Raw genomic sequence first — 13056 nt, 5'->3', positions numbered from 1 at the left:
AATTGATATTTGCCACAAACATGATAATATCATTTTAAATAAATGTCATATATATTTGACACAATGACTACAAAAGGCGATTAAATGAATCACGTAAGAGAATATCGTAAACAAAAAAAGATTTCACAAATGGAACTTGCTAAAAGAATAGGCGTAGCCAGGCAGACTATTAATCTAATTGAAAACGATAAATATAATCCTTCACTTGAATTATGTTTAAGCTTAGCACATGTATTAGGCACAGATTTGAATAGTTTATTTTGGGATGGGGATGAACAACAATGAGAAGACAAGAAAGCTTGTGGTTAAAATTTATTAGATATTGGTTCGGAATTGACAGCAGATTAGATGAGCGTCAACTAGATGAAGTAGAACGAATTGGCAATAATGCTTATATAGTATTTAGCCTAACGGAAATGATTATGGTACTTATTTCGTTATGCTTTGCCTTCACTACTCAACTTGCGTTAGCTTATTACTTCTTGGTATTAGCCACCGCAATATTAACCTTATTGTTATGGGGCTATATTAACTTTGCACTTAACAAATTACAGATCCTGCATATAGAAATTACTCCAGATGAACGACCAAAAGCAGTTCGTACAATCCTTGATTTTTGGTCACTTCAAGTTTAGGTCTTCATGGCCTTTTTGTTTAACACTTAGCGTTGCACTTCAATTTTAAATCCGGGACTTTATTTTTTATAGTAATACCCAAAAAAGCTTTACAAAAATTAAAAAAGCGGTATACTAAAAGTGTCAAATGAATAGGCGATGACGTTCGTCATTAAATGAGCAAAATCTAATGACGTCTACTATCAATACACAATTAGTGTGTATTGATAGTAGGTGTTTTAAATTTTGCTCTTTTTTGCTTTAGGAGGTAAAAATTATGACAGTTTATATTGAACAAGTTAGAGCGATGGAAATTTTTGATTCTCGTGGCAATCCAACTGTAGAAGTTCATGCATATTTATCTGATGGTACGGTTGCCAAGGCAGAAGTTCCATCAGGTGCTTCAACTGGTGAAAAAGAAGCAGTTGAATTACGTGATAGTGGCTCTCGCTTAAGTGGGAAAGGTGTTACCAAGGCTGTCGCAAATGTTAATGGTGCAATTAACGATGCTTTAAAGGGTATGAGTCCTTATAATCAAGCTAAAATTGACCGTACGATGATCGAATTGGATGGTACACCTAACAAAGCTAAATTAGGTGCTAATGCCATCTTAGGTGTATCAATGGCTGTAGCTCGTGCCGCTGCCCATTCAAAACATGAACCACTATATCGTTACCTTGGTGGTTGCGACTTAGAATTACCACAAACCTTCCATAACGTTATTAACGGTGGTAAGCATGCTGACAATGGTATCGATATCCAAGAATTCATGATTACTCCGGTTAAAAAGACTAGCTTTAGAGATGGTTTTGAAAAGATTGTTAATACTTACCATACCTTGAAGAAAGTTATTGAAGAAGCAGGCTTTGAAACTGGCTTAGGTGATGAAGGTGGTTTTGCTCCTAACTTAAAGAGTTCAGAAGAAGCCCTTAAGATGCTTCATGAAGCTATTGAAAAAGCCGGGTACAAACCAGGTGAAGATATTGCTATTGCTTTTGACGCAGCTGCCTCATCCTTCTATAACAAAGAAGATGGCAAGTACCACTTTGAAGGTCATGTATGGGATGGCGATCAAATGCTTGATTACTACGACAAGCTTTTGAAGGAATTCCCAGAAATTATTTCCGCTGAAGATCCATTTGATGAAAATGACTGGAACAACTTTGAGAAGTTTACTGCAAGATTTGGTAAGAACATTCAAGTTGTTGCTGATGATAACGTATGTACTAATCCAAAGCTTGTACGTAAGGCAATTAAGGATAAGCTTTGCAACGCTGTTTTGATTAAGGTAAACCAAATTGGTACTATTACTGAAACTCTTGAAACTATCCGTTTAGCTAGAAAGAACAACTTCACTACAATGGTTTCTCACCGTTCAGGTGAAACTGGTGACACCTTCATTGCTGACTTCACTGTAGCTACTAATGCTGCCGAACTTAAGTCGGGTGCTCCAGCTCGTTCAGAACGTGTTGAAAAGTACAATCGTTTGCTTGAAATCGAAAATGAAATCGGCGTTGAAGATGAACGCTTAGCCCACTTTCCAAATAATATAGATATGGACTAATTAATAAAACATCAAAAAAACTCGAACACAAAGAAAGGATTATCTCCGAGACTGAAGATAATCCTTTTTATATCCCTCAAACACACAAAAAATCAAGCCTAAAGCCTGCTCTTACGCCATTTTGACACTCTCTAAAATACTAAATTTACTCAATAAAAACTTATTGTGTGTTTCTATGTGTTGTTTCACTTAATTTCATTTTATTTCTTTATATTTCAAACCATTTCATTCTAGTTTAAAACAAAGAAAAAACCTACCAAATCAACATTTTAAGAAGTGATTTGATAGGCTTTAATTAAATATGAGCATAAATATATGCTGACTAGAAGCCCGATGGTTTCCAGTCTTTTTTGTTGATTTATCATTGTTTGTTTTTACTTCAAATATAGTTTGTGTGCCATTCACTGGCACATATTAAGCTAACCAAAGTTTTGTCATTTTCTGATTAATACTTGGATCAACACCGACATAAGTATTCATAAACATTTGGAGTGAGTGTCCCATCTTTTCTGCAGCCCATGGATAAGACATATTAGGCGTATTTGCTAACTTAGTACAAATTGTATGTCTAAAGGAATACAAACTAAGACGTTTATCATTAGGCTTAATTTCCAATTTATCACACACAATCTTAAACATGTCATTGATACTCTTTTGCCTTATTGGTTCACTTAATGCCGCACTAGCATAATCATGAGTGTTCAAGAAAATTAGATCTGAAGAATTAATAATACTATTCTCCTTGAAATACTTGTCCTGCTTAATCTGATATTGCTTTAACAGTAATACTACATCATTAGGAATAGGCAATACCGTCCTTGAATATCCCTTTGGACGAGCTTTCAAAGAACCAGTAAACGCCCTAGTATAATCGGACCAACTATTATTAATTTTTAACGTCCAATTATTATCTTCATAAACAATATTACTGAACCTTAAAGCTTGTAATTCTCCAACTCTCATGCCAGTATAGCTCTCAATCAAAATAGCTAATTTACTTGCTGAATTACTTACAGAAGCTGTCTTTAAATCCTTAATGAGTAACTTACGAATTTTATCTAATTCTTGATCTGATAAAATATACCATTCTTGTGGTAGTGAAAAATCACTCTGCCTAAAGAAAACTTTTAATGCACCTTCTGGTACTGGATTTTCTTTAATAGCTTTCCCCTCAATACTCTTGAAGAAGTTCCTCATATGGATTAACCTCTTAGCAATTGTAGATGACTTACTAATAGTGGTATGATGCTTGTCTACGTAGTCGTGAGCATACTTAGAAATCAATGGGGTAGTAATATTCTTAATCTTAGCTTTACCAAAATATTTTGTGAAAGATTTGGCTGATTCTTGCCAAGACTTCAGCGTTACTGGACTAATAGAATTAGCCCTTTGATCAACATACTTTTGAAAAGCACCAGCAAATACGGTATTGCCATCACCCAAATTAAGTCCTGACTTATATTCCGTCCAAATCTTCTTTTCAATTTTGGAAGCTTCAGATTTAGTTTTAGCATACTTAATAGGTAAGTTTACTCTTTTACCAGTTATTGGATCACGAGGCTGTACTCTAATCAAATATACTTTTTCTGAATCTTTGTTAACTTTTTTAATCATTATTCTACCTTCTTTAAAGAAAAAGTAGAATAAGAGTCAACTCCTATTCTACCTTAATTCTCCTTATTTGGACCATATTTTTTTCTGGTGGTAACCAGTCTTGTGGAGCCAGTCTTCAACTTCACCTAAAATGTAATACTTGCGTCCGTTACCAATCTGATGGTAAGGCATACCATTATTCAAAAATTGATAAAATCTAGTAGTACTAATGTTTAAGGCACTCATTAAGTCTTTTGCATTTTTAACATTATTTTTCATTTCCATCACCAAATACTTTCTTTGCCATTTCTGGCGTTACTTTAATAACCTTGTCGATACGGCGCTTAAGCTGATCTACTGTATCTACTCGTCTATCAGCTATTTTGGTCATCTTATAAAACGTTTCTGGATTGTAAGGTGTTGTAATGATTAGTTTTTCAATATTTAGCGCGACATTTCTGTATCTTCTAGGAGCATGTTTGTCATGTTGGTATGGGTCCATTATCTTAAGTAAGTCCCCATACTTAAGATCGTTAGGACGCAATTCATCTAACACCACTACATGATCTTGTGCATCATAATCTTGAAAATAATCATTAGATGAACCTAGTACACAATATTGTTTTCCCGATCGTTTAGCTTCCTCTAAGGCTAAACGCGTCTTACCAACACCAGCCGGTCCATAATACCAATCTACGGTCATTTTCTGCCCTTGAAAAGATTGTAGCCATTCCTTGTGAGTTTGATTATCCAACACAGTATTCAACTTTTTTATAATTTCCAAGTTTTGTGCATAAGCTAAATTACCGATTTTGGTTTTTAATTCTGCTTGTGATAAGCCGCCATTGGCATACAGATTAAGCGAATCCTTAATTTCTTGCTTAGAAACTCAATTGGTAATTTCAGAAATACGCTTTGGAAAGTCAAAAGAAGCTACTACTTCCTTAGGGCTATAGATATGTTTATCTTGAGCCCCACTAGTTAAATGAATCAAATAACTATAGGCGTTGTTAATTCTGCCTTTCCAAATTTGAAGGTACTGTGGTTTAACCTTTAAAGTTTTAGCGAGTGTGTCAAGCATTCTTTCATTTTCAAACTTAAGAACTGATGCACATGTGGTTTTACTAACCCACCATTTTCACTTTTGTCTTTATCGTGAACTATGAAAGCCCATTCCTTTGCTTTAAGTCCTGACAGTATCTCTTTTAACTTACCCAAATCATATGGTAACTTGTTTAAGTCTTGCACCATCATATATTGACGGGATTTAGTTTTTTGTGCCATAACACTATTTCCTTTCTTAAAATTTTTATTTCAAGAAAATCATAATAAATCTAGGTATTTTTCGTTTCAAAAGACGCCGTCCAAATTGGACGACGATATTTTTAACTTTTTAGCTTTTTTATTTAAACCCACTTTACGCATTTCTAATAACAAGCCCAGAAATGCTTATGTATCAACGTTCAATACGGGTTTACACACTTTTTTGATATTTTTTACCCTATCTATGCCACTCGCTCCTTGGGTCGAAGGACCCAAAGCGGTGGCTCATGTCTGACTTCATGCCTATAATTACTATTTTATTTTGTTCAAACTTAGGTTTCGAAAATACCACGCCACTATAATTTAAATCTAAAAAGCGCTTGAATTCTGCACTATTTACTCTTTCCATTAAGCACTGAGCTACTTGCGGATTAGTAGATAATTGCCATAAGCCACGTGTTGGTATTTCTAAAATCACTTTCTTACCATGAGTAATTACATTAGCACCTAATGCAATAGCGTTTGCCTGTTTATCAATATAATCCAAGTTATAAGAAGTGCGTCTAATAGCTTTGGATAGGGCTGATTCATTGCTTTGCCCCCACTTTAAAAACATACTTACAAAGAACAAAAACTAAAAGAATAATAAATAAACATACTAACCTAAGTGTTGGATAATCTTTCGACGGAAGGATTATCTAGCGCTTTTATTTTTGCTTTAAAATAAAAGTTGAGATGAAGCACTTAATGCCGTGATCTTTTTGGGCACTTGATGCCATTATATAAACTGGCAGTTTCACCGGCTTTTCAGGAAATTTCATTGGAGTATGTTGGCTCTTTAAGCCTTGTTCAGAAAATTAATGACTGATAGCTTATGTGAACAGTAACTTCATCTCGTTAGAGCATGGATTGAAAGGATGGCTTAATGATGACCTATAACGTAGTTTTTGGAATTGATGTTAGCAGTAAAAGTTCAACGGTAAGTGTTTTGATCAAAAGAAATGAGTTTAAACATTTTACTATCGCCAATGACTTAGTTGGCTTTAATGAACTGCTAGAACAATTACAGTGCTACAAGCATCCTGTAGTTATCTTTGAGGCTACTGGTGTCTATTCCTTACCACTGCAATCATTTTTAGATCACCATAACTATGATTACACGCGCATCAATCCATTAAGTGCTAAGAAGCTAATGGATAACAATCTGCGCCATCTAAAGACAGATCGTACTGATGCACATAACTTAGCGAAAATTCAATTTGATGTGCCACAGCCACTGACTCCTAAGCAAGACTACCGTTATCACGAAATGCAAAATGCCAGTCGGTTTTATGAAGAACTAACCAGAGATTTAGTCAAATATAAGAATCGCTTGCATCGTGCATTGCAATCTACTTTTCCTCAGATTGAACAAATCTCTAGTAGTCGAAGTGGTGAGGTTTATTGGCATATTGTTGATTTATTTCCACACGCCAAATTTGTCTTAGACAGTTCCTATGATCAAATAGCATCTCAATTGGTTAAGATCAAAGGAATTGGAGCTTCTAAGGCTAATCAAGTAGCCTGCAGCTTGCAAAGTCTTGCACAACGCACTTGGTATTACGATGACTGTGACAGTATCACAGTTGAATTAATTAAGTATTGTATTGAACATTTGCTTCAAATTGAACAAAGACGCAAGCATATTCTGGCATATATCAAGCAAATTGCACCTAATCCTAAAGATGTCCAAATATATTTATCTGTACCTGGTATTGGCAAGAAGACGGCCTTAAGAATATATGCGGAATTAGGTGATTTAAGACGCTTTAACAATGCTAATCAAGTTGATGCTTTCATTGGAATTGATCCTGGTGAATCTCAATCTGGAAATACTGACAAGCACTTACCGATTACAAAACATGGTAATGCAATAGCGAGAAAGATTATGTACCGTATCATTACCCAAATGGAATCGGCTAAGAAGACTAAACCTTGCCATATTACAGACTATTATGAACATAAAAAACAGCTTTCTCAGACGAAAGGTCATAAGAAAGCTGCCATCGCATCAATGCATAAACTGATTCGCACAATCTATGCTCTAATTATTAATGATCAATCATACGATTACCATAAAGCACTCCGTAATCAAAGGTAATGATTAATCACTCATAGTATATCAGCCTGCACAAACAGAATAAAGTGAAGGTTTAGTTTGTTGTGCTCAAAATCATGCTTTAACATGAAATTATTGAGCATAACTCGCTCCATTAGTGATAAAAGCAAAAAATAAATTGCTCAGAATCATTGATAATACTTGATTTTTGGTAGAAAAATAAATATCATTTTTATCACCTTTCATAAATCGTGGGCATTTCAACTGGTTCGATTCCATAGTGGTAGCCATCATTTATTGAAATAATTCCACTGCCTTTTCCTCCAATAGGAAGAGGTATGTTATCACTTAAATCGCCAAATAAATAAGCTGTAGAAGTGGAATCAATTACGCCCAGCAAAATTTTCACTAGCATCTGACTTCTGATTGGGATTGGAATAACGTCGTTACGCGCTATTTGCGAAGTAATGCATAACCCCACCAAACTTTCACGACCGAGTAAGGCAATTAAAGTTAGAAGTCGATATAAATCCTGAATTTGTGCAGATAGTGGGGACATTCCCAATGTGACTCCTTCAAACTCCTCGAACATCACCCAAATGGGTGGAACATCTAGTTCATTGGCATCTGTTGTGATTCTATTGGAGAAGTTATATAGCTCATCTTGTCTGTGATTCATTTCCGCAACTATTTGTTCTAGTTTTCGATTACATCTGGGTATATAGTCTTCCGGACGATCCCCCTCTTTGGGAACGATTAATTCAATTTCTGGATTATTTCTTTTAGCCCAACGACTTCCAGCACCCTTCTTGCTATCAAAAATAATTATTTTCGCAGGCTTGGTACCACTTCTATTAGTTGTCTTAGAAAAGACCTGCTCAAAATATTTAAATGCCTCGGTCTTACCTGAACCTGTGTTTCCGGTTATGAGATAACTGCGCACGTTAGTTTTAGCTGTCATTCCCTTCATGATAGGGATTTCTTGATTTAGATCATAGTCACTTAGTATTTCTTCAATTGATCCGACCAAACGACTTGCTCGACCATTTCTCCAAGGAAAGAAAAATCCGACTGAAGTTTCTATTGGCATATTATCAATAGGAACTAATTGAAAAGTTAAAGGTCGAATCATTGTTTTTTCTTTTGAAATTGCCGGTGCGATGATATCGTACAAATCGAAATATGTCTTAGCATCTAGCTTCATTCCGCTGGGATATCTTAAAACAAAAAGCAGCCCTTTTCCAAGCTGCTCTTCAAGGAATACATAGGAGTGACTAATACTGCTTTGATCATTCGTTTCAACTGCTAATCTAGCATCAACTACTTGTGTTATATAGTCACACAAGGGTGTTCTAGTCCCCTTCAATGATTCCATCACCCTTCATTGCCACTTGGACAAAGCTGTTACGAGTCCAAAAATGAATTTCTCCATTTGGAACTCTGGCTCCACTTTTTGAGTTAAAAGTGAATTCTTGTCCGACTTGAATGTTATCTGCGTTTTTCACTTTGATAGAAATAATCTGACCGTTGTTAACGCCTGATGGATCGTTGGTAATAGCCAATCTCACATTCTTAGGATACTCGTTAACATCCTCTTCGTTATGGTAACTAGGATTTGCTTTGCGAGTAATCACACCAATTACTACTGCAGAACATCCTTCTAATGCTTGATTAACCGTCATTTCAATTTTAAATGCCATGTGACATATCTCCTTAAATCTGATTTTTGTTAAGTTTTATTTCTTAACAATTCTCAGTTTAGAGGATTTGAATAAAATACTTTTAAAAAACCGTCGCCCAATTTGAGTGGCGGTTTTCTAATTTTTTGGCTTCTTTTTGCATAACACTTTAATTAAAGAAAATTTTCTAAACTAGAAATGATTGATTAATCAAAAAAACTCCGCATTTTCTCGACTTTGGAGAAACTCTGACAAGTTCTCAAAAGCTTGATATTATGCAATTTGTCGACAAAGGTAAATTCATTTTTGGCTTTTAAAAGTAAAAAATGAGTTAGCTCTAATTTAAAGTAAATTATTATTAATCATTCGAATGATATAGAGAAAGAAAGGATAATAGCAAACCGGTTTGCTTGACAATGAAAATGGTCAAGCATCAAAAATTGGCAGAAGCATTAGCTTCGCTAAAATTAACTGATAAAGAATTAACTGATAAGTTATCAGACATTATCAATCATAATTTTGAAATGAGTATAGCAGATTTAGTTCAAAAGAAACTTACTACTGCAAACGTTTCAGGTTGGCGTAAAGGTACAGCACATCCAACCAATTTAACAATTCGGCAAGGTATTTCTATACTATTAACAGGCCACAAAGATAAGTATGGTTCCTTTATTGTGTCATCACAAAAGGAAGCTAAAAAGATACTTCATGATGCTTTAAGCACTAATAATCAAAAGATTATGGATAAATTTGAAGACTTTAAAATGGCATGCGCATCTGGTGCGTATGATAAAACTAGGAGTTATCCTGACAGTACCAAAATTAATTCTGAAACACTAATGGAATGCATTGCTTACTTAATCATTCAAGGTTATTTATTTACTGATTTTTCACATGCAAAAGGTCATCTAACCCTTGATAATTATTCGAGAATAGTTGATATTGAAAGTCTTGTTAGTCAAACCGATATAGATAATTTGTTATCAAACCTTCAATTTTTTTGCAATACTGCAAAAAAAATATGATAACACTAATATTCAGACTCAAGCTTTACTATTTCTTTTGAAGCAAATTGCTCATCAGGAATTTTGGTTATAATTTTTGGTTATAATAAATAAATTTATTTAGTATTTTTAATACTACATAAAAAAAGAAAAAAACAATATCCGTAAGACTATCTTACGGATATTGTTTTTCATAAGCCAAAGTATTATATCGGAATCAAATTTAATAGACATAATATTTTAACTCTTCCTAGTAATTTAGTTGTAAAATTTAATTACAATGAAAAATAAAATTATAGAAGAACCTACAAAAATCCACCGGAAAACATGGTATTACAACAACTAGATGCAAACAGCTATATTTATAGACGATAAATTTTAATGTAGCCTTAATTGAGATACAAAAAGACAAAGAGAAATCAAGCCTTAATCAGTTAGAACTAATGTTTACTTATTTTTTAACATATCAGTAGATAGTCCTTTTCTGTACTTTAGTTATTTATAAGCTAAAGTACTCTTCTTAACTCAATTAATGTAAAACTTAAAGTTATAATTCCCATACTCAAAGGAGCCAGCAAATTAGATGCAGCAGATTCTCCAAATATCATTGGTCCTACAATATTCTGCAATTGTCCTCCTAGGTTTATCGCACTTAAATCTAATGTTAAATATTGAGATCTACTAAATTCAACCATATAAACGGCTAATGCCGCAGAACTAAATAATTCAGCTATTATTTGCATAATAATTAAAAATATTAGTAGTATCAAATAAGTGTTTTTTGCATTAAAAATATTAGAAATAATTATTCCTAAAAATGACACCACTAAACAAAATCCAGAAATAATCCAAAAAAGATCATATACTTTCTTTTGAACAGCGAATTTATTTGTAGGTCCTTGAAAAAGAGCAATCACAATAGTATTACATACAAATGCAGTAGGAGCCATCCATGTTAAATTAGGGATTTTTTCTGCAACTAATAATGGAATATATACATTTAGTAAAGTTCTATGAAATGAAAAGATAAAATTTTCAATAATTAAAATTAGTCTTTCTTTATTTATCACAGAACTTTTAATTGCTTGAAAAGATGTTAACGGTGATCGCTTAAGTTTAGCTGAAGTTACACTAACATCCTTTAAAGCATAATTATAAATGATTACCACCAATACAAAAGAACAAGCATTAATAATTAAAGCTATGGCTAAATTTAACTTAAAAAAGCTTATTATTCCACTTATCCCTGCACCGATACCATATCCCAGATTAGTTGGCAAAGCCATGTTACCCATTAAAATTGAAGCTTTTTCTTTACTTAATGGTGCAACTATTAAGCTCCTAGTTAAAGAGGCGGCTGACCTATCAATTATTCCAAACAAAGTCATAAAAATTAAAAAAACAATATTTCCTCTTATTGCCAGCCACAACAACATTCCTATTGCTCTTAATATATAAGATATTGAAAATGTCCTTAATTTTCCCAATCGATCAGCCAAGTATGCAATAGGTACAGAGGCAATCATGCCAGATATCGCAGACAATGTCAGTCCTATACCAATAAAAGTCGTATTGACATGACTATTTGTCAAAAAGAAAATAGTAGAAATACTAACAAAAGACCCTGTACCTAATGAATCTACACCAGAAGCCAGCAGAGCAACGCGTTCAATTAATTTTTCTTTATTTACAGTAATCATTCTACTTTGCCACAAGTTGGACAATCTGAAAGTTTAGGGATTGGAATCCTATAATAATCATTTGAAAAACTAGATGCGCAAAGTAAATACCCACGAGCCAAATTACCTTTTTTTAAGATGATTTTTAAAACTTCATTAGCTCCCATCACACCAGCAATACCAGTCCCTATACCCCAAACTGCTACCGGACCTCTACGACTTTCTGCTAAATCTGGAAATGCACATTGTAAACACGGATCTACTTTAGCATTAAGCATAGTAAGCACATAACCATACTGGGCAGAGACATGCACCATAGGAATATTATTATCTACACAGTATTTATTGACCATTAAGCGTTGTTCTGGTCCATCTCCACCTTCTAAAACGATGTCATAATTAGATAATAAAGAATCAATATTTTGTGGTGTAACCTTTTCTTCAGAATCAATAATTTGAATTTCTGGATTTAGGTGTCTTAATCTATCCGCAGCAACTTTAGCCTTATACTTTCCAATATCATCAGTAGTATATAATATCTGTCTATTTAAATTACTTAATTCAATTTTATCAAAATCAATAATTTTAATTTTTCCAACTCCAGCAGCTACTAAATAATAGAGGAGTGGAGACTTAACCCCACCTGCACCTACACTAACCACACTAGCTTTACTTATACGCTTCTGACCAATTTCACCAATTTCCGGCATTTGAATTTGACGATTATATCTAAAATTTTCAAATATCATTCTTATTCATTATTTCTAAATAAAAGAGTCTGGATATTTCCAGACCCGCAAAAATTATAATTAGCCATCACAAGTAACCACACCTACTAATGCAACAGAATCAGTTGTCTTAAGCGTTTGATTAAACTGAGCTAATTCTCCATTTACTAAAACTCTACATAATTTTCTAGGCTCATTTAACGTAGTATTAAAAATATTATGTTTTAGATCTTCATCTAAAGATACAACTTTTTTAATCATATCTTTTACTTTTGAGCCTAACCGTAAATCATAAGCAATATGATTTACTCCTAATCTACCTTCAGCAATACCTCTTAATTGAACCGTAACCATTATTTTGATTTACCTCTTTTTATTAAGCTAAATATTGAATCAACGATCATCTAAACTGATACCCTTTTTTCAATTTAAATTGTCGATCACAGTATCATTTTTTTACTTTTTAATAAATTTTCTATTTAAATTAACCCAAAAGTACTGGTAATTCCCACCAAATCATTTTTAAGCCCCCTATCTATCTTGTTAATATTAATATTAAATGTTTTAACTAATAGTTGATGCTTTTAGTATCATATTTGTTACAAATTCTAAATATGCTTATAACATAAAATTATTTCACAGCTAAAAGGCTCTAATTAATCTTAGTCAGGCCAGTTAGTAATCATTTCTCCATAGCCATAAATATTCATATCTTTCCTGATTTTTGCAGTCTTCTCTCTATCATTTTTAAATAATGCTTTCATATAAATAGCATTTATTCTATAAATCATTAAATGAGTAGTCGATGTTGCACTAATAATATAGTTAATTATC

At 33.4% G+C, this 13056-nt stretch carries 14 protein-coding genes, 1 pseudogene and 1 riboswitch; of the genes and pseudogenes, 5 read left to right on the top strand and 10 right to left on the bottom strand.

Annotation, left to right across the window (positions count from 1 at the left end):
• Positions 1–84 precede the first annotated feature (84 nt).
• The 3 genes from AADV52_RS08655 (at position 85) to eno (ending at position 2178) form a co-directional block, all read left to right on the top strand.
• The gene (locus AADV52_RS08655; RefSeq protein WP_003624837.1) at positions 85–285 is read left to right on the top strand and encodes a helix-turn-helix transcriptional regulator; all 201 of its coding nucleotides are present in this window, start codon (positions 85–87) and stop codon (positions 283–285) included.
• Positions 282–635, top strand: coding sequence for a DUF3278 domain-containing protein (locus AADV52_RS08650; RefSeq protein WP_014918013.1), 354 nt, complete (start codon positions 282–284; stop codon positions 633–635). Before AADV52_RS08655 ends, AADV52_RS08650 begins: the two co-directional genes overlap by 4 nt.
• A gap of 125 nt (positions 636–760) precedes the next feature.
• A riboswitch (Fluoride riboswitch) is annotated at positions 761–821 on the top strand.
• A gap of 70 nt (positions 822–891) precedes the next feature.
• Positions 892–2178, top strand: a complete 1287-nt coding sequence (gene eno / locus AADV52_RS08645) for a phosphopyruvate hydratase (RefSeq protein ID WP_014918012.1) — start codon at positions 892–894, stop codon at positions 2176–2178.
• Between the two features lie 414 nt (positions 2179–2592).
• Here the strand turns inward: eno and AADV52_RS08640 are convergent, their stop codons facing one another.
• From AADV52_RS08640 to AADV52_RS08620, 5 genes and pseudogenes are all read right to left on the bottom strand, one after another.
• A complete protein-coding gene (locus AADV52_RS08640) occupies positions 2593–3792 on the bottom strand; it encodes a tyrosine-type recombinase/integrase (protein WP_014918011.1) in 1200 nt (399 codons plus the stop codon).
• A 63-nt stretch (positions 3793–3855) separates the two neighbouring features.
• Positions 3856–4050: a hypothetical protein gene (locus AADV52_RS08635; protein ID WP_041808885.1), complete on the bottom strand. Its 195-nt coding sequence runs from the start codon at positions 4048–4050 to the stop codon at positions 3856–3858.
• Entirely contained in the window at positions 4040–4474 is a 435-nt protein-coding gene (locus AADV52_RS08630) for a hypothetical protein (RefSeq protein ID WP_230856749.1), read from the bottom strand. The genes AADV52_RS08635 and AADV52_RS08630 overlap by 11 nt, the downstream gene beginning before the upstream one ends.
• A gap of 186 nt (positions 4475–4660) precedes the next feature.
• Positions 4661–5022 (bottom strand): annotated as a pseudogene (locus tag AADV52_RS08625) (Rep family protein).
• A 250-nt stretch (positions 5023–5272) separates the two neighbouring features.
• Positions 5273–5581, bottom strand: a complete 309-nt coding sequence (locus tag AADV52_RS08620) for a hypothetical protein (protein WP_126096215.1) — start codon at positions 5579–5581, stop codon at positions 5273–5275.
• Positions 5582–5959: 378 nt separating this feature from the next.
• Between AADV52_RS08620 and AADV52_RS08615 the strand changes: the two genes are divergently transcribed.
• A complete protein-coding gene (locus tag AADV52_RS08615; protein WP_107775408.1) occupies positions 5960–7174 on the top strand; it encodes an IS110 family transposase in 1215 nt (404 codons plus the stop codon).
• A 193-nt stretch (positions 7175–7367) separates the two neighbouring features.
• On the opposite strand, the gene AADV52_RS08610 is transcribed toward AADV52_RS08615, so the two are convergent.
• The gene (locus AADV52_RS08610; RefSeq protein ID WP_172994466.1) at positions 7368–8507 is read right to left on the bottom strand and encodes a chromosome partitioning protein ParA; all 1140 of its coding nucleotides are present in this window, start codon (positions 8505–8507) and stop codon (positions 7368–7370) included.
• Positions 8485–8832: a hypothetical protein gene (locus tag AADV52_RS08605; RefSeq protein WP_014918006.1), complete on the bottom strand. Its 348-nt coding sequence runs from the start codon at positions 8830–8832 to the stop codon at positions 8485–8487. Before AADV52_RS08605 ends, AADV52_RS08610 begins: the two co-directional genes overlap by 23 nt.
• Positions 8833–9251: 419 nt before the next feature.
• Between AADV52_RS08605 and AADV52_RS08600 the strand changes: the two genes are divergently transcribed.
• Positions 9252–9836: a hypothetical protein gene (locus tag AADV52_RS08600; RefSeq protein WP_126096214.1), complete on the top strand. Its 585-nt coding sequence runs from the start codon at positions 9252–9254 to the stop codon at positions 9834–9836.
• Positions 9837–10321: 485 nt separating this feature from the next.
• Here AADV52_RS08600 and AADV52_RS08595 read toward each other — a convergent pair whose 3' ends face one another.
• From AADV52_RS08595 to AADV52_RS08585, 3 genes are read right to left on the bottom strand one after another with little or no spacing between them, the layout of a single operon-like run.
• The gene (locus AADV52_RS08595; RefSeq protein ID WP_107775397.1) at positions 10322–11515 is read right to left on the bottom strand and encodes an MFS transporter; all 1194 of its coding nucleotides are present in this window, start codon (positions 11513–11515) and stop codon (positions 10322–10324) included.
• Positions 11512–12243 carry a HesA/MoeB/ThiF family protein gene (locus AADV52_RS08590; protein ID WP_014918004.1) on the bottom strand — a complete coding sequence of 244 codons (732 nt, stop codon included), beginning with the start codon at positions 12241–12243 and terminating at the stop codon, positions 11512–11514. Before AADV52_RS08590 ends, AADV52_RS08595 begins: the two co-directional genes overlap by 4 nt.
• 60 nt (positions 12244–12303) lie before the next feature.
• Positions 12304–12576: a MoaD/ThiS family protein gene (locus AADV52_RS08585; RefSeq protein WP_014918003.1), complete on the bottom strand. Its 273-nt coding sequence runs from the start codon at positions 12574–12576 to the stop codon at positions 12304–12306.
• Positions 12577–13056: the final 480 nt, after the last annotated feature.

Source organism: Lactobacillus helveticus (genome assembly GCF_046109915.1).
GTDB classification, from domain to species: Bacteria; Bacillota; Bacilli; order Lactobacillales; family Lactobacillaceae; genus Lactobacillus; species Lactobacillus helveticus.
The sequence above is the reverse complement of the archived record's forward strand: the minus strand, read 5'-3'. Positions and strand labels throughout refer to the sequence as shown.